This window comes from Flavobacterium sp. H4147, from assembly GCF_029360735.1.
Classification (GTDB): Bacteria; Bacteroidota; Bacteroidia; order Flavobacteriales; family Flavobacteriaceae; genus Flavobacterium; species Flavobacterium endoglycinae.
The window spans coordinates 422,822-445,663 of record NZ_JARKNB010000003.1 but is presented as its reverse complement, the minus strand read 5'-3'; the positions used below and the strand labels follow the sequence as shown (position 1 = coordinate 445,663).

The window sequence follows — 22,842 nt, the reverse complement described above, 5'->3', positions numbered from 1 at the left end:
AAAATAATAAGCTATTATTTACAAATAGCCAATTACGATGCCAAAGCACTTTACTAACAAAAAACTAAAAAGAATGAATCAAAAAGACTCTTTTTTCGGCCGACCACCGAAAGACAATTACTATTTATTTAAAAGATTTTGTGTAGCTGCTTTGTTCCTGCTGCTGCCCTTTATCAAACTTCAGGCACAGTGTAATACACTGGTTTGGTCTGACGAATTTAACGGCACGACTGTCGATTTAACCAAATGGCAGAGCATTTCTGGAAACGGATGTCCGTCGCTTTGCGGATTTGGAAATGCTGAGGCTCAGCGTTACGACCCCAATCAAGCTACAATTGTGAAAGAAGGCACAAACAGTTACTTGAATATTGAGGCTAAATATCAGCCTAGCTCACAATTTCCAGATCAGCCGTATGCTTCTTCAAAATTAACTACAGAAGGAAAATATTCTTTAAAATACGGAAGAATTGAAGCTCGTATGAAGTTATCCAATGCACAGGGTGCATGGCCTGCATTTTGGATGCTTCCAGTAGGAGGTGGGTGGCCATATACTGGGGAAATTGATATTATGGAAGCCAAACACAGAAACCCAAAATCAATAGATGGAACAATTCATTACGATGGAGGCGGTTATCAGTTTACAGGCAGAAGTTATAGTTCTTCAGTAGATTTATCAGCTGATTTCCACGTTTATGCTGTAGAATGGGGACCAAATATTATAAAATGGTTTATTGATGGAAATTTATTTCATACGGCAACTCCAAACACAACGGTTAACGGAGGATGGCCTTTTAATGATAATAATTTTTACATCATTTTAAATTTGGCTGTTGGTAGCTACGGAACGCCATATACAAGAGTAAACGGTGTTGGAGTAGAGCCGGTTCCAGCCGATTTTCCAGCGAAATTACAAGTCGATTATGTACGTGTTTATGACGGAAGTTTTAAATATGCAGTAACGGGAGATAACAAAGTATATCAAAACGAAACCAGCAAAACATATTCTATAAATGCAGTGGCAGGAGCCTCTTACAACTGGACAGTTCCTGCGGGTGCTACAATAGCTTCTGGACAAGGAACAAATGCGATCACAGTAAACTGGGGAACAGCAGGAGGAGATGTTTCCGTTGTTACAACAGTTTCTGGATGTGCTGCTAATACGTATAAATTGGCTGTAACTACAGAACCTGCTTTACCAGTAGAAAAAATACATGACGATTTTCAGACCAATAGAAATGTACTGTATCCGGTAAAAACAGGTGTTTTAACGGAAGCAGTTGCAAATCCATCTGCTACAGGAATTAACACATCAGCTCAAGTAGGAAGATATGTTCGTAATTCAACAGAATTGTATGATGTTTTAAACATTAGAAATCTTACTATTACGAATGCCAATGATTATGTTTACGGAAGAAAAAGACTTTCGTTTGATATTTATACATCGGCTCCAGTTGGGACAAAAATTTCAATGCAGTTAGAAAACAGTAACGTAACGACTGCAACTAATTATCCATCAGGAAGACATAGTGGTTTTAAAGCTACGACAACTGTTCAGAACAAATGGGAAACCATCGAATTTGAATTTGAAAAAATCATCGATCCCAATACAAGTGCTTTATCCATCAACAATGTGGTATTGCTTTTTGAATCAAATTCTAATTCAGGAGCGACTTATTATTTCGATAATCTGCTGACAAAAGCAGCGCCAGAAAAACCAATTATTGCTACAGATGTTCTTCAGAATTATGATGGAATCAACAAAATTATCAAAGGAACTACCACTGGAACGTATTCTGTTGTAGCAAATCCGGGATCAAATTCGGTGAATTCATCTGCTAATGTGGCGAGATATGTTCGTAATGTAACGGAGCAGTACGATGTTCTTTTCTTCAATACCCAAAGCACAATCGAAGATGCAGGTTTATTGAAAAATCAGACGAATAAAATCATGATCGATGTGTATACTTCGGCACCAATTGGAACCGTCGTAAGTCTGAATTTAGAAAATAGTGCTACTTCGCTTCCAGCTAATTATCCAACAGGAAGAAACAGTAATTACGTTGCCATTACAACAAAGCAAAACCAATGGGAAACATTGACATTCTACTACAATTCAAGTCCAGATGCTGGAACTTCGAATCTGGCTGTAAACCAAATGGTTTTATTGTTTAACTCAGGTTCTTATACAAACGATACGTATTATTTTGATAACATCAGAATTGGTTCGACAAAACTTCCAGACACTTTTACACCTGGAGTAGTTTATGAAGATTACCAAAATACACACAATATTACGTTTAGAGATGCTATTGGAACGTATACAGCTAATACAGCAAATCCAAGTGCTACAGGAATCAATACGTCTTCAAATGTGGGAAGATATGTTCGTAAATCAACTGAATTGTATGATAACTTTTCATTCAATACCACTTTAACCAATATTGGAGATTTCAAAGGAGGCGTTAAAAAATTCGCTATGGATGTGTATACATCGGCTCCAGTTGGATCAATCATTTCTTGGCAGGCAGAAAGCAGTGCTTCGATTCCGTCAAACTATCCAGTAGGAAGACACAGTATTTATCAGGGAGTTGTAAAACAAACGAATACTTGGCATACTGTAACTTTTACGTATGTAAGCGCACCAGACGCGTCAACTTTAGACAGCGAAGTAAATCGTTTTGTATTTTTGTTTGAACCGGGAACCAATTCTGGAAATACCTATTATTTTGATAATCTAAGAGCTTTAAACTTAGTTTCGACCGAAAATCCAAATACATTACCAGCACCTTGGACAAGCACAGATTTAGGTGCCGTAACTCCAGCAGGAGAAGCTGCACATTCAAACGGTACTTTTACAATCAAAGGAGCAGGAAATGATATTTGGGAAACAAGCGATCAATTTCAGTTTGTAAACCAGCCAATTACTGGAGATGCTGAAATTATTGCTAAAGTAAATTCATTAACCAATACCAATACATACGCAAAAGCGGGAGTAATGTTCCGAGAAACACTTACACCAACCTCTAAACATGCTACGACCGATGCAAGCGCCGCTGCTGGAATTGAGTTCTTAACTCGTGATACCACTTCGGGAATAACAGCTGCAGAAGTGGTGACAGGAGCTGCTCCAAAATGGGTTCGTGTAGTAAGATCAGGAAATGTATTTACCTCTTATGCTTCTGATAACGGAACAACTTGGACACAAATTGGAACGCCAAGAACTATTGTAATGGCCAACACCATTTATGCAGGAATGGCAGTTACATCTCACGCTAACGGAACTCTAACAACAGGAGTTTTCAGCGATGTAATTGTTAGAAATATTACACCAAATCCAAATGTGAACCTGGCGCTTTCGAAAACAGCAACAGCTTCTACAGAAGAAAATTCAACCTTATCTGCATCTAAAGCAACAGACGGAAATGCTGCTACTACAAGATGGGCAAGTTCTTTTGCAAATGCAACGGAATGGATTTATGTGGATTTAGGAAGTAATTACAACCTTAACCGTGTGGTTTTAAAGTGGGAAGCTGCTTATGCCACTCAATACAAAGTACAGCTTTCAACTGATAACGTTTTCACAGAAAATGAAACGATCAGCACACAAACAGCAAGCGATGGTGGAACAGATGATTTAACAGTAAGCGGAACCGGAAGATATCTTCGTGTTTTATGTAACACAAAAGCTTTGGCGCCTTACGGATATTCATTGTATGAAATTGAAGCTTACGGATCAGCATCAGCAGCTAAAAAAGCATTGGCTGTTGTAGAAGAACCACAAACTGAAGAAAAAGTTTTTGCTGTATATCCAAACCCAGCAGGAAATTATATTCAAGTTTCATCTCCTGAAAAACTAGATCATAAAGTCATTTCAATTTATGACAATTCAGGAACCTTAATGCTTGAGAATAAAACTCAGGATAATGAAAGCGTAATAGACATCAGCAGACTGACAAAAGGAATTTACATTTTGAATTTCAAATCAGATCAAAAAAGCTGGACTAAAAAGCTGATTAAGAAATAATTTAAATCCGTTGGGTGTAATCAAAATTAACAATATTAAGCTGGTTTGATCAGCCGCAATATAAATATAAGGATAGCACCGAAAAATTGCACCTGACGGATATTTAAAGTCATTCGTTTTCAAGATGACTTTGGTTGAAATCTATTTATGTAACCCCAAAATTATTTAGATATGAAAAAAAATAAACTTCAAAGATTTTCTTTTCTCACCACACTGTTTTTAGTGTTTTCAGCCCTAATGTACGGACAGGGGCCAGTACCGTTTACCATTACCAATAATTCAACTTTTGCCGACAGCGATTTATACGTTGCCATTGTCGGAATCGATTATACAACCGGAAACCATGTCTGGGTAAATGCCAAAACAAGTCAGGTTTTGCCAATGAACGCGTCCTACAACACAGTTACAGGACCAACTTATGGTGGAAATACTGGACCAGGGCAAAACTCCAAATATGCAGCTTGTTTTACCAAACTGAGTGAAATTCCAAACAAAACATTTACACTGCCATTAATCGCAGGATGTCGTGTTTTTATTTCTAAAGGATCACAATTGTATTTCTACTTTTTTGGAGCCAGTGGAGCGCCTTCTGGATATGCATCGCCAAATCCGCAGAATGCAACCGATCCTAATCAGGGAATCTTATACGAAATGATCGAATTAACGAACAATCAATATGGTTTCTTCGGAAATCCAACAAGAGTTGATTCGTATAAATATCCAATGGGACTTGAATTATTTGGAGCCGGAGGTTACCAAAAGAAAGTGGGAGATTTGAAAAAACACGCTGACATTGTTGCAGCTTTTAAAGCAAATGTTCCTGCAGAATTTCAAGGTTGTGTAAATGATGCGACAGGAGAAATTACAGCACCTTCAAAAACGGCTGCTTATGCCGAAGGTTCAGGTCCGTATGCTAACTATTTGAAATCGTACATTGATGCGATCTGGAACAAATACAAAAATGAAGATTTAATCTTTTATGCCGGAGATGCTGGAGTTTTCAAAGGAAGAGTTATTGGAGAACAGTTAGAAATGGTGGGACAATCTGGAGCTTTTGTTGGAAGAACCGGACGTGTGCAAAACCGCCCAACTACTCAGGAAGCACTTGAAGGAAAAGGTGTTCTAGACAGAAGATTGGTAGATGGAGATTTGGATCTTGTAATTCAAGCTCAATTGACAGCAGCAATCAACCGTCATGTTGTAAATACTACTACACCAAATCCAGGTCAGCAAAACTGGTATGATGCCTCAAAATATTATCAAGTAAACCCAACGAATCATTATTCTAAATTCTGGCACTTACCAGGAATCAATATCGATAATTTAGCTTACGGATTTGCTTATGATGATGTTGCAGACCAGTCACCATCACTTCATACGCCACAGCCCACAAAAGTTATCGCTGTTTTTGGAGGATATTATGGACTTACAACACCTTCAGTTCCTGCGACTACAGATGTGGTTACGGTGTATAAAGATTGCAACTACGCAGGATTCTCTGGCGGATTAACGATTGGTGATTACAATTTAGCTCGTTTAAATTCATTAGGCGTTTTAAATGATGATATTTCGTCATTAAAAATCACTCAAGGATATCAAGCGATTTTATACATGGATGATAACTTTACAGGAACTTCAACCGTAATTAATGCTAGTAATTCATGTTTAAACACCACTTGGAACGATAAAGTAAGTTCAATCAGAATTATTGCTAATGGAACTACTACTTTAGGAAACCAGACTTTCTTTTTACAAAACAGAAACAGCGGTTTATACATGGACGTTTGGAATTCAAGTATGTCAAACGGAGCAGGAATCAACCAAGGTGCTTTAAATTCTGGAAACAACCAGAAATTTACATTCACGCACTTAGGAGATGGAATGTATAAAATCATTGCCAACCACAGCGGTATGTCAATGGATATCAATAACTTCAATAAAGCTAATGGCGCAAGGGTAGAGCAATATCCATACAATGCAACCACTAATCAGCAGTTTATTTTAGTTTCTACAGGAGACGGTTTCTATAAAATTGTAGCCCGTCACAGCGGAAGAATTGTTGAGGTGGCCAATGCAAGTACAGCTTCTGGCGCAATTGTACAGCAATGGGACAATAACAACCAAACTTGCGGACAATGGAAATTAGTTCCAGCAACTACTTCTCAGACATCAACTTTAATTCAGGCAGAAGATTATTCAGCAATGAGTGGTATTCAAGTAGAAGCTACGACAGATACAGGAGGAGGTTCGAATGTGGGTTACACAGAAACAGGTGATTGGTTAGCATACAACAACATCAATTTCCCAACAACGGGTTCTTATTTAATTGAATATAGAGTTGCAAGTGCTTCAGGCGGTGTACTTTCTTCAGATTTGAATGCTGGTACTATTGTTTTAGGAAATGTAACTGTTCCCAATACTGGAGGATGGCAGAACTGGCAGACGGTTTCTCAAACTGTAAATGTAAATGCCGGAACGTACAATTTCGGAATCTATATTCAGAATACTGGAATGAACATCAACTGGATTAAAATTACTAAAGTAGGTAATGCGGCGGCTAAAACGGCTTCGGTACAAACTGCAGCAGAAGAGCCAGAAACAACAGTTCTAAACATATATCCAAGTCCAGTAGAAAATACATTATTTACGACAACAGATCTTTCTGGAGGAGATGTAAAAATAGTTGACGCACAGTCTGGAAGCGCAGTTTTATCGAAAAAAGCAAATGGTAATAGTATCGACGTTTCGCATTTGAAACAAGGAATTTATCTAATTGTTTTCGAGAAAGACGGCAAACAAACGATTAAGCGTTTCATCAAGAAATAATTTAAGAATGCAGATTTTAGATTTCAGATTTCAGATTGATTTATAAATAGATACTAATAATTGGAATTTGGCGCAGCCAAATTTCAATCTAAAATCTAAAATCTAAAATCTAAAATCTAAAATCTAAAATCTAAAATCTAAAATCTAAAATCTAAAATCTAAAATCTAAAATCTAAAATCTAAAATCTAAAATCTAAAATCTAAAATCTAAAATCTTAAATCAGAAAACCGTCCCAACATTTACGAGTTTATTAATCTATTAAAACAATTATTATGAAAGACAATTACAAAAGAATGTCGGCAAAATGGATTCTCATTTTAGTATTGGGTGTGTTTAACTATTCGGTAGCCCAGCAGAAAAAAGTAATCGCGTATGTTCCTAACTGGATCGATTTAAATGCTTTTGCAAGCACAATTCAGTACAGTAAATTAACGCATATCAATATTGCGTTTGAAAATCCTGATGCCAATGGTTATTTAAGTTTTAATTCTGGAAACAATGCCATTATTAATACGGCGCATGCCAATAATGTAAAAGTTTTTGTTTCATTAGGCGGAGGATCAATTTCAGAAGGAGGTGCTATTCGTGACAATTATTTCAATTTAATCACGGCAGGTAATAGAACTGCATTCGTTCAAAAAATTTATGATTATGTTGTAGCTCACAATCTTGATGGAGTCGATGTAGATTTAGAAGGACCTGCAATCAACGGTGATTACGGAGGATTCGTAACTGCTTTAGCCAACAAACTTCATGCTAATGGTAAACTAATTACGGCAGCACTTTCAGAAGGTTATGGTGGAGCAAACGTACCTTCATCTGTTTTTTCAGCTTACGACTGGATCAACATTATGGCATATGATGCGACAGGACCTTGGGCACCAAACAATCCAGGACAACACTCTCCGTATAGTATGGCTGTAAATCAGTTTAATTACTGGACAGGAAGAGGATTACCAGCAAGCAAAGCCATCATTGGCGTTCCGTTTTACGGATACGGTTTTGGAGCTTCAGCCAATCAAGGAATTTCATATGCGAATATCGTAGCGCAATATCCAGGAGCTGAAAACCAAGATCAAGTTGGAAATACAATATACTACAACGGAATCCCAACGATCAAACAAAAAACAACTTTTGCGATTCAAAACGCAGGAGGAGTAATGATCTGGGAATTATCACAAGATGCAACAGGTTCAAAATCATTGCTTACTGCAATCAATCAAGTAATTACTGGAAGTAACCCTCCAACGGGAACAGGAACTTTAATTCAGGCTGAAAACTACAATACCATGAGTGGTGTTCAAACTGAACCAACAACCGATACAGGAGGAGGATTAAATGTAGGATACTGCGATACAGGAGACTGGATGGCATATTACAATATTAATTTCCCAACTTCAGGATCGTATGTAATTGAATACCGCGTGGCAAGTGCTGTTACAGGTGGAAGATTATCATCTGACTTAAATGCAGGAACAATCCAGCTTGGAAATGTAAACGTACCCAATACTGGAGGATGGCAGAACTGGCAAACGATTACGCAAACTGTAAACGTAAATGCTGGGACTTATAATTTCGGGATATATGTTCAAAATACAGGTTTTAATTTAAACTGGTTCAGAATCACGAAATCAGGAGCTGCTTTGGCTGCGAAATCGGTTTCAGCTGCAACACAAGATTCGATTCCAAGTTTAACAGTATATCCAAATCCAACTGAAAGCCAGCTTTTCTTCAGCGCAGAAGTTTCAGGAGGAAATGTAAATATTATTGATACTGAAGGCGGAGCAACAGTTTCTTCACAAACAGTAAACAACAACAGCATTGATGTTTCCAGCCTTAAGAAAGGGATTTACCTAATCTCAGTAGAAAAAAACGGAATAAAAACAGTAAGACGTTTTATTAAAAAATAAGTTTTTCAAAAGCATTATTCTGCTCTGCAGCAGAATAATGCTTTTTATTTCTCATTAAAATTTAATGCATAGAAGTATACATCTGAAAATCAAAAGAGTTGGTTTTCACAGATCACTATTGCTTTTTTTTAAACAAAAGAAAAGCGGTTTAAGTGTTAAAAAAATGAATGTGACTTATGTGTTACAATTATAAGTATTCCCCTAAACCCCAATTATATGAAAAACAATTACAGATTTAGTTTAAGCGTGCTTGCATTTTTGATTTTTGGAAGTTTTGCTTTTGCACAGACCTCTTTAGGATCGAGTAAAACATTTATGAATAGTTTGAAAAAAGAACTGGGAAAAAATGCCGCTTCAAAAGGAACAGAAAAAAGTATTCTGCTTCAAGCTGAAAAAACAAGTTTCAACGGAAAAATTAATTACAAAGAATCCAATGAATCAAGCGAATTTTTGATTGGAGAAATTAAAAACATTCCTCAATCTTCTTTTTACATTAAAGTAAAAGACAAATCTCTGGAAGGTCACATTCTTCTAAAAAAAACAAAAGAAGCCTACAAATATTTCTCTGATGCAAAAGGAAATGCTTTTGTAGAAAAAGTAGATATCAATACTTTGGTTTGTATTGATTATAAAAACCTACCAACAAAAGACAATACCGCGAGTAAAACAACCGCAGCGGCAGCAATCGCTCCAGCTTTACTGGATCTGCAAAGCTTACCAGGTGCAGCAGGTTGTGTGATGCTGGATTTTGACGGCTATTATATGCCAGCAGGAAATCTTTGGAACAACGGAAATGCAATCAATGCAGCGCCATCAGGAATGACTGATGCAGCCGTACAACAGCATTGGGAAGTAGTTTCAGAAGATTATCGCCCTTTTAACGTAAATGTTACCACAAACGAAGCCGTTTTCAATTCATATCCTAAAAACAGAAGAATGCGTGTTGTAATTACGCCAACCAATACTGCCGCTCCGGGTGCAGGTGGTGTAGCCTATATTGGTTCTTTTAACTGGGATAATGATGTGCCATGCTGGGTATTTATTACCTCTGGAAAATCAGGTGGTGATGCATCTTCGCACGAAGTTGGACATACTTTTGATCTTGGACACGACGGACGCACAAGCCCAGCCGAAGATTATTTCTTAGGTTTAGACGGAACTTCTTGGGCGCCAATTATGGGTGCTGGATATTACAGACCAGTAGTACAATGGAGTAAAGGCGAATACAACAATGCCAACAACAAACAAGATGATGTAGCGATTATAGCCAGTGCCAAATTTGGAGTAGGATATCGCGGTGATGATTACGGAAACACTATTGCTTCAGCGGCAAATTTAGATTATAATGGAAACGGACAAATCAATCAAAAAAATGGAATTATTTCCAGCGAAGCTGATTATGATTTTTTCACTTTTACAACAGGAGGAGGAAATGTTTCTATAAACGCAAACACAGTAAGCCGTGATGGAAATCTACATTTATTAATCAGATTATACAATTCTTCTGGAGCAGAAATGGGAACGTATTGGAATTCTGATCCGTTTGCTTTAAATGCGTCTATGAATGTTAATCTTCCAGCAGGCAGATATTATATTGGAGTTGATGGAACTGGAGCAGGAAATGCCGGAAGCGGTGGTTATTCGGCTTATGGTTCTATTGGTAGTTATTCGATTACCGGAACAATTCCACCAGGAGGAAATGTTAGTTCATCGACAGATGTAATTACGGTTTATAAAGATTGTAACTACACAGGTTTCTCAGGCGGATTAACCATTGGAGATTACAATTTAGCTCGTTTAAATTCATTAGGCGTTTTAAATGATGATATTTCTTCTTTAAAAATCACTCAAGGATATCAAGCGATTTTATATATGGATGATAACTTTACAGGAACTTCAACTGTCATCAATTCTGATAATTCATGTTTAAACACCACTTGGAATGATAAAGTAAGTTCAATTAGAGTTATTGCTAACGGAACGACCACTTTAGGAAACCAGACTTTCTTTTTGCAAAACCGAAACAGCGGTTTATATATGGATGTTTGGAATTCAAGTCTGTCAAACGGATCTGGAATCAACCAAGGTGCTTTAAATTCTGGAAATAACCAGAAATTTACGTTTACGCATTTAGGAGATGGAATGTATAAAATTATTGCCAACCACAGTGGCCAATCTATGGATGTAAATAATTTTAATAAAGCAAATGGCGCAAGAGTTGAACAATATCCGTATAACGGAACTACAAATCAGCAGTTTATTCTAGTTTCTACAGGAGACGGTTTCTATAAAATTGTAGCCCGTCACAGCGGAAGAATTGTTGAGGTTGCTGGAGCAAGTACAGCTTCTGGCGCAATTGTGCAGCAATGGGACAACAACAATCAAACTTGCGGACAATGGAAACTGATTGCTACAACAACATCTCAAACATCAACTTTAATTCAGGCTGAAGACTACTCTGCAATGAGCGGTATTCAGGTTGAAGCCACGACAGACACCGGCGGAGGTTCGAATGTTGGTTATACCGAAACTGGTGACTGGCTGGCTTATAATAACATTAATTTCCCAACAACAGGTTCTTATTTAATCGAATACCGAGTGGCAAGTGCTGTAACCGGAGGAAGATTATCTTCTGATTTAAATGCCGGAGCAATTATTTTAGGAAATGTTGATATTCCAAACACAGGTGGATGGCAGAACTGGCAGACCGTTACACAAACTGTAAACGTAAATGCGGGAACATACAATTTCGGAATCTATATTCAGAATACCGGAATGAACATCAACTGGATTAGAATTACAAAAATTGGAAATGCAGCACCAGCGGCAATTGATCTAGCAGATAACATTGCTTTAAATGTATATCCAAATCCGGTTGCAGATGTATTATCATTTACAACCAACATTATAGGAGGAAAAATCAATATTATTGACTCGCAAGGAGCAGTGATTGGATCTCAAAAAGTAAATGATAACACTTTGAACGTTTCGAATTTAAAACAAGGAATTTATTTTATTGTTTTAGAAAAAGATGGAAAACAAACCATAAAACGTTTCATTAAAAAATAATTTTAACCGAGTTGCCATACTGGTTTAATCATTACATTTTTTGGTTTTAATGTAATGAAAAGGCTGTCAGAAATGACAGCCTTTTTAAATTTGTTAGAAATAGATATAGTCCCTACGGGACAATTTATATGACGATATATTTATCTGCCGATATTTAATTCCTAGCGGAATTACCTCGTTTAAACGTTGGTAGAAAACAGATTTAATTCCTAACGAAATTACCTCGCTAGAGGTTAAGAATTGGTAGAAAACAGATTTAATTCCTAACGAAATTACCTCGCTAGAGGTTAAGAATTGGTAGAAAACAGATTTAATTCCTAACGAAATTACCTCATTAGAGGTTAAACAGTGGTAGAAAACCAATATTTAATTCCTAACAGAATTACCTCGTTAAGCTAAACGTTGGTATAAAACCGATATTTAATTCCTAAAAGAATTACCTCGTTAGAGGTTAAATATCGGTAGAATATGGAATACACCAGCAACATCATTGTCCCGTAGGGACTGCATATTTTTCAATTATAATAAAAATTACAAAATATTATTATTCCATAACAATAGGATAAACTCATTTTAGCTATAAATCAATAAACTTGCTGCGTATTAAAAGCTTCCGTACTTTTAATAATTCCATTTTGTTAAAGTTGCTGCTTATGTATTCAAGATTTACTTTCCTAAATATTTGCGTTTTTTTTATTTTTTTTAATATCAAAATTTCAGCGCAGAAAACCCCGAATTTAGAAGGAGTTCAGGTTGCTTTTTTATCAGATGTACACCTTCAGGATTTGTTTGGTACGTTTTCTGATAATGATTTTAAAGGTGTTTTAAATACCAAAACCAGAAAATATACGTTAATAAGAACGATGGCCTCGCAGTTACATTCGACGAGAATTTTCAATGAAAATTATTTTGCCTTCATCGCAGCACTTGAAGATATTGCCAAAAGAAAGATAAAATATGTGGCACTTCCGGGTGATTATACAGATGACGGACAGCCGATACACGTGCGAGGATTGAAGAAAATATTAGATCAATATCAGAAAAAATATAATATTGAGTTTTTTATAACCACCGGAAATCACGATCCGGTTGGACCATTTGCTCAAGAATCGGGAAAAGAAGATTTCTTAGGTAAAGAAGGAAAGAGCCAGCCCATTTTTAGCAAAGACGGCATGTATAAGCCTAACATGAATATCGAACAGCCAGTTGTCATAACAGCCGATATTGCTAAAATGGGTTATTTAGGCATAACTGATAACCTTAAAAATTTTGGTTTTTATCCCAATAAAAAATACAAGTTCTGGGCAACTCCATTTAGCACTTACAATAGCCAGAACTACAATTATAAAAAAGCAGTTGAAGGTTCTCTTTTAAAAAACAGAGTTTACGAAGTAGAACCCGGATATGAAGTTCCTGATGTAAGCTATGTGGTAGAACCTATTAACGGACTTTGGTTAATGGCTATCGACGGAAATGTATATATCCCAAAGAAAAATGCTGCCGATCCTAAAGATTCAAAAAGTTATTCTGAAGCCAGTACAGGATATAATAATGTACTTTCCAACAAAAAACATCTTATAAAATGGGTTCAGGATATTTCGGCGGAAGCCAAACTTCAAGGTAAAACTTTAGTAGCGTTCAGTCATTTTCCTATGATTGATTTTAATGATGGTGCTTCCGCAGAAATTAAAGAATTATTAGGGCCGAATAAATGGCAGTTAAACCGCGTTCCAGTTGAAGAAGTGGCGCAAGTTTTTGCCGATGCCGGATTGAAAATTCACTTTGGCGGACATATGCATATCAATGATACCGGAGTTCGCACAACAGGAAAAGGAAATACATTGGTTAATGTTCAAACACCTTCGCTTGCAGCATATATTCCAGCCTATAAATTACTGACGATTCAAAAAGACAATCGTATAGATATTCAAACTATTACAATAAATGAGGTTTCAGGATTTGACGAACTTTTTGATTTGTATAAAATGGAATATCAATTTCTGCAGCGTCAGAACGATAAAGACATTTGGAATATTGATATTTTGAAAACCAAAAGTTATCACGATTTTACCGATTTTCATTTAAAAGAATTGGTACGTCTTCGCTTCTTGAAAGACGATTGGCCTTCTGCATTTAAAGATTTTATTCTGAATGTTTCTGCTAAAGATTTATTGGTTTTAGCGAACATGAAATCTGATAAAGATTTTGATTTTATTCTAAAAAATAAACCTCAGTTTCAAAAAGAATGGAATGAAGCTGAAGCAAAATCGGTAGAAATTTTAACACAGAACAATCTTAAAAAAGAAGACTTCAACTGGACAGGAAATGATCTTTTAATTGATTTTTACCGTTTTAGAAGCGCGGATGAATTGGCTCTTGCCGATGTGGGAACTCAAAGAGCAAAAGAATATAAAGTTATTTCTAATTTATTTTTAGAAGGTTCTAAATCGGATTTTTCAAAAGATACACCTCTGCAAAAACAGATGAAATTATTTTTCGTAATCTTCAATAAATTCATGCATGAAGTTCCTGCCGATCATTTTTCGGTCGATTTGAAAAATGGGGAAGTTAAGAGTGTTGAATAAGTTTTTCAGTCTCGGTTTTCAGTTTTTTAAACCGTCATATGATTATTTTTAACCGCAAAGTACGCTAAGATTTACGCAAAGCACGCCAAGTTTTTTAATCTCGCAAAGTTTTATATTCTTTGCGACTCTGCGTCTTTGCGAGAATATTAAAAATAAGTCCGCAAAGCTTAATCAATTTAGCTTTGCGGACTTTGCGTTTATGAACCAAACTAAGCTAAAAATTTTAGCGTACTTTGGGTTAAAATTTACGGTACATTTACAGGATTTGTTCTAACATAACTTCCGTCATCGTATTTAATCTGATAAGGAGAATTAAAGAAAGTACTTGGCAGATAATAATCGGTTGTAATAACCTGCGCACCTGATTTTTTAGCGGCTTCAAAATGCGAATAATCATTTGCACGCGCTTCTTTGGTATCAGAATCAGCTCTGGTTCTAATTATGTATCCTTTTTTTACCAAATCTGCAATTTGTGGATCTTCTGAATTATTTCTGAAAAGCCAGGCTGCTTCCGGTTTTCCCGGTTCAGCATTTATAAAAACGGCGCGTCCTTTAAGGGACGGATGATTTAATGCGTACAAATCTCTTTTTGCGCCGTTGTTATCTAATAGAAATAAAAATTTCCCTTTGGCATTTTTCAGCGTAGGCCAGTTGTTGTTTAATACCGCTTCTTCAAGCGTTTTGTATTTGCCGCGAACCGTGTCGGGAGTAATCAATTTGTTTTTTCCTAGATTTTTACGGATTACTTTATCCATTTCGTCAAAAACAGCAGCAGTGTAATCTTCAGGTTTTGTTCCGAAGAAATTCGCGTCTCCGTCTTTTGGTTCGAGCGTAATAAAAACCGGAACGTGACCAGGATTAGCATCCGACCATTTTTTCAATTCCTGAAGACAGATTTCGAAAGTATAACACGAAGTTCTAAAATCAATATCCGGCATGTGGAAAACCTTAAAACCCGGTTTTTTCATTAGTCCGTTCGGGTCGTAAGCTTCTTCAGATTTAGCAATATCCAAACCTTTTGGATGAGCGTATTTTCCACCTTTTGCATCAGCGAAAATATCTATTTCTAAATTGCGTAATCCTTTGTTTAATTGATCTGTAATACTAATATGTGTGTATTGCAAACCTTTTAGCGAACGCGTAGTATCTCTCGCTTGAATAAGATTGTATAAATCCGTTTCAATGGCATGGCGGTAGCTGTTGTGTGAACCAATGACCTGTATTTGGTTGATTTTTAAAGTATCATTTTGTGCGTGGCCCAATTGTATCCCTGCAAAAAATAATGCAAACAAAATTTGTTTCATGATTTTAATGAAATTAGAATGAGTGAATTAAGGGACGCAGCAAAAGAAAATTGCTTTTTTTGAGTATTACTAAAGTAAAATTGTGATTTAATTTTTGTGTTAGCTAAACGAAAAGAAATCGCAAAACTATTATCATGTCGGCTTCAAAATAGTAGTATTTCTACATCAAAAACATTTATTTTTTAATCGAAAGATAACTTTGAGGCAAAAAGCATTGGTGTTACATTTTATTATTTTACATCTTATAATGTGACCAATTTTAGCAATGAAGAATCCTGAAATTTTCGAAAAAACGTATACAGAATACTGGCAGAAACTCAATGCCTTTTCCTATACCATGACTCAGGATAAAGATTTGGCACAGAATATTGTTCAGGATGTTTTTATCGATTTATGGGAACGAAAAGACGATGTAAATATTAATGCCATCGAACCTTATTTGTTTCGTGCGGTGAAAAATCAAATTTTCAAGCATTACCAGAATAATCGTTTCGATAAGACGATTATGGAAGACAAATTCGAAGACTATATAATTGATAATTTTTCGTCTATCGATCCTGAAGTAATGGATTTACTATATTCCTTATTAGACCAGCTTCCAGAAAAGAGAAAACAGGTTTTGCTTATGTATAAATTTCAAGATATGTCAATCGATCAGATTGCAGACGAACTTGGAATTTCAAAACAAACCGTAAAAAATCAAATTTCATCGGCTTTAAAACAATTACGCGAAGGCTTGAAAGACCTTGCCTGGCTGGCTCCATTCATTATTTTTCGACAAAACTTTTAAGATAACGCTCTGTTAATGTTTTCATAATATTTCTGGATAGTACGATTTTAAACTTTCGGTACTTATAGATAACAATATGTATTATGATAAAACGATTAAAGCATAGTTTAGAACATTTAATAGATAAAAGTTCGAGAAATAAAACTTCAAAAGCAGAAGAAAATCTTTTGATGAATTTCGCTTTAAGCGAATACCAAAAAGCAGAATGGGATGAAACTTCTATGGGAGATTCTGAAGAAGTATCTAAAAATATCTATAATGGAATTCAGCTTCGAATGGAGAAGAAGAAAACCATTAAACCGTATATAAAATACATGGCCGCTGCCAGTATTCTTTTTCTTGTTGGATTAGGTTTTTTGTTAAAACCTCAAATTGCAGCTGAAAAGCAATTATCATTTAAAACGTCCTCGATTCCCAAATCTATCAAATTAAGTGACGGCTCGAAAATTTATCTGGCAGCAAACTCATCATTTCAATATCCTGAAAAATTTATAGGAGATGAAAGACAAGTTACCCTTTTAAAAGGAAATGCATTTTTTGAAATAGCCAAAGACAAAAAACATCCTTTCATTATTACTTCGGGTGACGTAAAAACCAAAGTAGTTGGAACGTCATTTCACATTCAGATGTCGAAATCAAAATGTGAAGTTATCGTAGTTACCGGAAAAGTAAATGTGACTTCAAAAGGGCAGAGCGTTGATTTAGTTCCGAATGAAGAAGCCTTGTTCGAATCGAACAAACTAACCAAATTAATGGCCAATAAATCATTTTTGGTAAACTGGTACACAACAGATATCACTTTAAATGAAACCACACTTAAACAGGTTATCACCATTTTACAATATAAATACGGAGTTTCATTTCAATATGATAATGAACAAGTATTAGCAATGCCGTTAACGGTATTTATAAAGAAAGACGCAACATTGGAGAATGTTTTAGAACAAATAAATTATATCACAAACCTAAAATTCAAAGTTTATGGCGAAATAGTAAAAGTGGATTAAAACAAAAAAGCAGCTGCGGGAACAGCTGCTCATTATCATTAAGTATCGTAAAAAAACCAATAACTTAAATCATGTATTTTAAACCTTCTTATTTAAATCTAAAGAGTTTATTCTTTTTAGTACTAGCGTTACTGACCATTCAGAGTGGTTTTAGTAAAACTAATTCAAAGGAATCAAAAGTAAAAAATAAAATAGAAAAAGCAACTCTTGTCTCTATATTTTCAAAATTAAGTCAGCAGACGGATTATAAATTCAGTTACGGACAAGCTGTAATCAATGATAATACGACTTACACTGTAAATTACACAGGAGAATCTGTTACCGAAATTTTGAATGAGCTTTCAAAAAAAGCGAGTTTCAACTACAATATCAGTGGAAAATTAGTTTTAATTCAGAAAACAGCGGCGCCAAAAGCGGTAAATACCAAAGCTGTTGACAAAATTAAAGTAAAAGGAAAAATTGTTGACGAAAATAAAGTGCCAATTCCTGGTGCTACTATTGTTGAAACAGGAACTTCAAACTCAACTGTTACAAATTTCGATGGAGAATTTGAAATTACCGTTGGAGATGGAAAAACAATTGATATTTCATACATCGGATATAAAACAAAAACACTTCCTGTTCAAAATACTTTTATGACGATTCAGCTGGAACCAAGTACAGCAGAATTAAATGAAGTTTTGGTTGTAGGTTACGGTAAACAATCTAAAAAAGACGTAACCGGTGCGGTAACACAGCTAGATGCTTCACAATTTAAGCAAGGCGTAAGTATCTCTCCAGATAACTTAATTCAGGGAAAAGTAGCCGGTGTTCGTGTAGTAAGTACAAGTGGTGAGCCAGGAGCAGGAGTAAATGTAACCATTAGAGGAGTTGGATCTATTAGAAGCGGAAGTACACCTTTATTTGTTGTAGATGGTGTGCCGTTGTCAAATGACGATGTGAGTCCTTCTGGATCAAATGTTGGTTTTGGTAGTTCTGCTGCTAAAAATCCATTGAACTTTTTAAATAACAGTGATATCGAATCTATTACCGTTTTAAAAGATGCATCTGCATCTGCAATTTATGGAGCAAGAGGTTCGAATGGAGTTGTTTTGGTAACCACTAAAAAAGGAGCAAAAGGAGACGGAACGTTAACTTTTGATTCATCTTTAGGAATTTCGACTGTAGCACACAAATTAGATGTTTTAAGTGCTGACGAATATAGAAAAGCAATTAAAGATCCAGCTTTTGACCACGGAGGAAATACAGATTGGCAAGATGTCATTTTTAGACAAGCTGTTACAAAAAGCAATGCTTTGGCTTTTTCTAAACAAACAGAATCAGGAAACTACTATGCATCTGTATCGCAGTTAGATCAAGAAGGTATTGTTAGAAACAGCAACTTTAAACGTTTAACGGGAAGAATTAATGCAGCTGAATCATTTTTAGACAATAAACGTTTAAAATTAAAATTTAACCTTACTGCCAGCGAAACGAAAGACGACGGAGTTCCAACGAGTGATGATGGAGGTTCGAACGGACAATTATTAGTGCACACTTTAATGGCTAACCCAACAAGATCTGTTTTTGATGCTAATGGAAATTACACCAACTTTAATATGAATGCGCATTACAATCCAGCGTATTTATTAAGTATCTACGAAGATCAAACACGTACGTTAAGAGTTTTAGGAAATTTTGAAGCTTCTTTAAGAATCTTCAACGGATTAGAATACAAATTAAACCTTGGTATCGACCGTTCTTCTGCAGAAAGAAACACTACTATTTTTCCAAACTTAACCGATTTAAATCCAAAAGGAAGATACGTACAAAATAATCTTGATTCTAAAAATGCATTGGTTGAGCATTACTTAACGTACAATGTTACTTTAGACAAACACAAAATTGAAGCTCTTGGTGGATTTTCATACCAAAAATTTGAAAGATCAGGAACTAGTTTTAATATTGACGGAATTGCGAATCAAGGTGTTGGTGTAAAACCATCAATCAATCCAGGTTTTGCAGGAACACAATCAGGAACAGTCGGTTATGCTCAAGAAAATGAGCTTCAATCATACTTCGGAAGATTAAATTATACTTTTAACGACAAATACCTTTTAACAGCTTCGATGAGAGCTGACGGTTCTACTCGTTTTGGAGAAAATAATAAATACGGCTATTTCCCTTCTTTCGCTTTAGGATGGAATGTTTCTAAAGAAAGTTTCTTAGAAAATGTTGAAGCAATCAGCAACTTAAAATTAAGATTAAGCTGGGGACAAACAGGAAATCAGGAAGTACAAAACAAGCTTACTAAAGCAAGTTACTCTTTATCTGGAGCAGACGGATATTATTTATATGATGATTTGAATTTAGTAAATGGTGTTTCGGTAAACAGAACTGCAAACCCAGATTTGAAATGGGAAGTTGTTACACAATATAACGTAGGTGCTGATTTTAGTTTATGGAATGATAAATTATACGGAACCGTAGATTATTTCAATAAAACGACTACAGATGCGATCTTGAATATTCCATCTTCACCTTTAAGCCCAACTACAACGGTTTGGACCAATATTGATCAAGGTAAAATCATTAACAAAGGTTTTGAAATTATGTTAGGTTCTAAAATCGTTGATACAAAAGATTTTACATGGAGTGTTGATGCAAACGGTGCAACTTTAAATAACAAAATTGAAGATCTTCCGGTTTCAGAAATACTTACAGGTACAATTTCAGGTCCTGGACAATCTGGTGTAAATGCTAATATTTACAAGAGCGGTTATGCAGCAGGTTCATTCTATTTGTTAGAACATATTGGATTTGACAGTAAAGGAGCTAATATCTTTAAAGATCAAAATGGCGATGGTAAAATTGACAACAGCGACAGAATTATTATCGAAGGTGCTTTACCAACTTTTTACTATGGTTTAAACAGTGATATGAGATACAAAAATTTCTCATTTTCATTCTCAATCATTGGTCAGACTGGAGGTTATTTATTGAATAATACGGGTTTAAACGCATTAAACATAAACAACTTAGCATCAGACAGAAACGTTGCTACAGGATATTATGAATCAGGTGCAAACCCAACAAATTCACCAATTTTATCGACACTTTTCTTAGAAAAATCTGATTTCATTCGATTAAATACAGCTCGTATTGGTTACAATTTTGATTTAAAAGGTGTAAACTGGATCAACGGTTTAACACTTTATGTAACAGGAAGCAACCTGCTTACAATCACTAATTATACAGGATACGATCCGTTAATCAATAGTCCAAAAGCAAACGGAGGAAACCAATCTATTGGTATCGATTATGCAAGTTATCCAACTTCCAGAACAATCAGTTTCGGAGCAACTTTAAAATTATAAATCACATGAAGACAAAGACATTAAGCATAAAAATTTTAACTCTATTCTCTTTTATTTTTCTCTTAAGCAGCTGTACCGATTTGGATGAAGTTGTTTTGGATGAAGTTTTAGGAAGTGATGCTTCAGATCCGGCAGGTTCGCTTGCAGCAGCATATGACAGGCTTGGAGACGGAACTTTTACAGATCACGGAGCTGTTTTTGCCATGCAGGAATATACTACTGATGAGGCTATTTTACCCACTCGTGGAAGCGATTGGGGTGATGGCGGAAAATGGAGAGATATGCACGAATTTACATGGAGCTCAAGTAATGCTATTATAGTAAACAACTGGGATTTGCTGACAAACGGAATTACACGTTCGCTGACTGCAATTCAATCAGCAGAGCAAACTACTTTTGCTGAAAAGAAATTATTTCTTGCAGAAGCAAAAGCACTTTTAGCTTTTTACACCTATACCACTTTAGATTTATACGGACAAGCTCCTTACAGAGATCCTATGAATCCTAAAGCACCATTGGAAATTTTAAAAGCAGATACTCAAATTGACAAATTAATTACCGATGTAGAAGCTTTAATACCCGATTTGGCTGATATTGGTACACAACGTACACACCACGGAAGATTTACAAAACAAGCCGCTTATGCTTTTTTAAGTAACATGTATTTGAATCGTGCAGTATTAAAAGATCGTTACAATGTGAATTCAAATTTCAATTTTAATGAACCAGCTGTATCGGGTACAGGAACAGATATGGATCGGGTGATTTATTACACATCATTATTGATCGATTCAGGTAAATTCAGTTTAGAAAGCGATTATTTCAAAAACTTTGCAAGGGATAATAACAATGGTAAAGAACTTATTTTTGCGATTTCTCAAAAAATAGACTACATCCGTAACGGTTCAAACAGCTTTGCTTACGTTTGTATGGAACGTAACCAAAGAACCTCTGCGGCAAACAGAGGAACAAACGCGGCTTGTACCACTCCAGAATTCTATGCGACTTGGGACGGCAACCACGATGACCCAAGATTTGAACAACATTATCAATATGCTGATGGTACATGGTTTATGAACGACGGAACAGATGTAAGCGTGCCTGCAACAGATATTGTACCTAAAAGCGCTAATTTACCTTGGTTCCACTTCAACAGAGGAATTCAGGCTGGGCTTCAGTACGGACCAATTTTATTGGCTTCGGGATCTCTGGAAATGATTGGCAACCGTATTAAAGTTTCTCCTTTATATATGGAAAAAAGTACGACTACAAGAATGAATTTCACACCAACATTGACATTTGCAGATCCAACAAAATCTGTTTTTGCTCAAAACGAAATCAATCAAGGAGCACGTGTATTCAAATACGAATTCGATCCAGAAGGAGGAAACGGTAACAGTAACGTTGATATTCCGTTATTTCGTTTAGGAGGAATTTATGCAATGAGAGCTGAAGCCCTTTTCAGAAAAGGAAGCACAGGCGCAGCAATGGACGATTTAAACAAACTGCGTACTAGCAGAAAAAGAGAATCTTTATTTGCAAATGCTCCAGGAAAAGCACTTACTTCTCTAGACGCAGCACAGTTATATAAAGAATTAGGATTTGAGTTATACTGGGAATTACAAAGAAGACCAGAAAGCATCCGTTTTGGAAAATATGATCTTGCTGGAACTGCAAAAGCGGCTTCTCAACCTTTTAGAAGAGTATTCCCAATTCCACAGACTGTTATTGACCAAAAAGTCTTTAAACAGAATCAAGGATATTAAAAGTTTGTGTTAGTTTATTTTTTTATTTTTTGTAAAAAGCCTGTCTCCAAAAGAGCAGGCTTTTTCTCTTGAAAAAGTCTTTAGGCTTTTTATTCATTTTTGTCCCTTTACACCTCAGTATCTTAGCCCCTTAAAATATAATATTCAATTGGATAAATGTAAGATTTAGCTATCGTTTAGTCGTATATTTGATGTGCATTTTTA

At 35.7% G+C, this 22,842-nt stretch carries 10 protein-coding genes; 9 read left to right on the top strand and 1 reads right to left on the bottom strand.

Annotated elements, in window-relative coordinates; genetic code table 11:
• Positions 1–73 precede the first annotated feature (73 nt).
• The 5 genes from P2W75_RS15985 to P2W75_RS15965 all read left to right on the top strand — a co-directional run bounded on the left by P2W75_RS15985 (position 74) and on the right by P2W75_RS15965 (position 14,415).
• Positions 74–4,024 (top strand): family 16 glycosylhydrolase, encoded by a 3,951-nt coding sequence (locus tag P2W75_RS15985; protein ID WP_276381246.1) that lies wholly within the window; start codon positions 74–76, stop codon positions 4,022–4,024.
• 171 nt (positions 4,025–4,195) lie between these two features.
• A complete protein-coding gene (locus tag P2W75_RS15980) occupies positions 4,196–6,850 on the top strand; it encodes a beta-1,3-glucanase family protein (RefSeq protein ID WP_276381245.1) in 2,655 nt (884 codons plus the stop codon).
• Positions 6,851–7,123: 273 nt separating this feature from the next.
• Positions 7,124–8,761 carry a glycosyl hydrolase family 18 protein gene (locus P2W75_RS15975; RefSeq protein ID WP_276381244.1) on the top strand — a complete coding sequence of 546 codons (1,638 nt, stop codon included), beginning with the start codon at positions 7,124–7,126 and terminating at the stop codon, positions 8,759–8,761.
• 216 nt (positions 8,762–8,977) lie between these two features.
• On the top strand, positions 8,978–11,830 hold the full coding sequence (locus P2W75_RS15970) for an RICIN domain-containing protein (protein WP_276381243.1): 2,853 nt from the start codon (positions 8,978–8,980) through the stop codon (positions 11,828–11,830).
• A gap of 653 nt (positions 11,831–12,483) precedes the next feature.
• Positions 12,484–14,415 (top strand): metallophosphoesterase, encoded by a 1,932-nt coding sequence (locus P2W75_RS15965; RefSeq protein WP_276381242.1) that lies wholly within the window; start codon positions 12,484–12,486, stop codon positions 14,413–14,415.
• A gap of 245 nt (positions 14,416–14,660) precedes the next feature.
• On the opposite strand, the gene P2W75_RS15960 is transcribed toward P2W75_RS15965, so the two are convergent.
• Positions 14,661–15,719 carry a phosphatidylinositol-specific phospholipase C1-like protein gene (locus P2W75_RS15960; protein WP_276381241.1) on the bottom strand — a complete coding sequence of 353 codons (1,059 nt, stop codon included), beginning with the start codon at positions 15,717–15,719 and terminating at the stop codon, positions 14,661–14,663.
• A gap of 265 nt (positions 15,720–15,984) precedes the next feature.
• On the opposite strand from P2W75_RS15960, the gene P2W75_RS15955 reads away from it, so the two are divergent.
• The 4 genes from P2W75_RS15955 to P2W75_RS15940 all read left to right on the top strand — a co-directional run bounded on the left by P2W75_RS15955 (position 15,985) and on the right by P2W75_RS15940 (position 22,638).
• Positions 15,985–16,509, top strand: coding sequence for an RNA polymerase sigma-70 factor (locus P2W75_RS15955; RefSeq protein WP_276381240.1), 525 nt, complete (start codon positions 15,985–15,987; stop codon positions 16,507–16,509).
• An 83-nt stretch (positions 16,510–16,592) separates the two neighbouring features.
• Positions 16,593–17,516, top strand: a complete 924-nt coding sequence (locus P2W75_RS15950) for a FecR family protein (protein WP_276381239.1) — start codon at positions 16,593–16,595, stop codon at positions 17,514–17,516.
• 71 nt (positions 17,517–17,587) lie between these two features.
• Positions 17,588–20,872 carry a TonB-dependent receptor gene (locus P2W75_RS15945; protein WP_276381238.1) on the top strand — a complete coding sequence of 1,095 codons (3,285 nt, stop codon included), beginning with the start codon at positions 17,588–17,590 and terminating at the stop codon, positions 20,870–20,872.
• Positions 20,873–20,877: 5 nt separating this feature from the next.
• Entirely contained in the window at positions 20,878–22,638 is a 1,761-nt protein-coding gene (locus tag P2W75_RS15940) for a RagB/SusD family nutrient uptake outer membrane protein (protein ID WP_276381237.1), read from the top strand.
• The last annotated feature ends 204 nt before the right edge of the window (positions 22,639–22,842 follow it).

Bases quoted from the DNA above. Each gene is read 5' to 3' on its own strand.
- P2W75_RS15940 (WP_276381237.1), top strand. From the start codon at position 20,878: ATGAAGACAAAGACATTAAGCATAAAAATTTTAACTCTATTCTCTTTT.
- P2W75_RS15975 (WP_276381244.1), top strand. From the start codon at position 7,124: ATGAAAGACAATTACAAAAGAATGTCGGCAAAATGGATTCTCATTTTA.
- P2W75_RS15985 (WP_276381246.1), top strand. From the start codon at position 74: ATGAATCAAAAAGACTCTTTTTTCGGCCGACCACCGAAAGACAATTAC.
- P2W75_RS15965 (WP_276381242.1), top strand. From the start codon at position 12,484: ATGTATTCAAGATTTACTTTCCTAAATATTTGCGTTTTTTTTATTTTT.
- P2W75_RS15950 (WP_276381239.1), top strand. From the start codon at position 16,593: ATGATAAAACGATTAAAGCATAGTTTAGAACATTTAATAGATAAAAGT.
- P2W75_RS15970 (WP_276381243.1), top strand. From the start codon at position 8,978: ATGAAAAACAATTACAGATTTAGTTTAAGCGTGCTTGCATTTTTGATT.
- P2W75_RS15955 (WP_276381240.1), top strand. From the start codon at position 15,985: ATGAAGAATCCTGAAATTTTCGAAAAAACGTATACAGAATACTGGCAG.
- P2W75_RS15960 (WP_276381241.1), bottom strand. From the start codon at position 15,719: ATGAAACAAATTTTGTTTGCATTATTTTTTGCAGGGATACAATTGGGC.
- P2W75_RS15980 (WP_276381245.1), top strand. From the start codon at position 4,196: ATGAAAAAAAATAAACTTCAAAGATTTTCTTTTCTCACCACACTGTTT.
- P2W75_RS15945 (WP_276381238.1), top strand. From the start codon at position 17,588: ATGTATTTTAAACCTTCTTATTTAAATCTAAAGAGTTTATTCTTTTTA.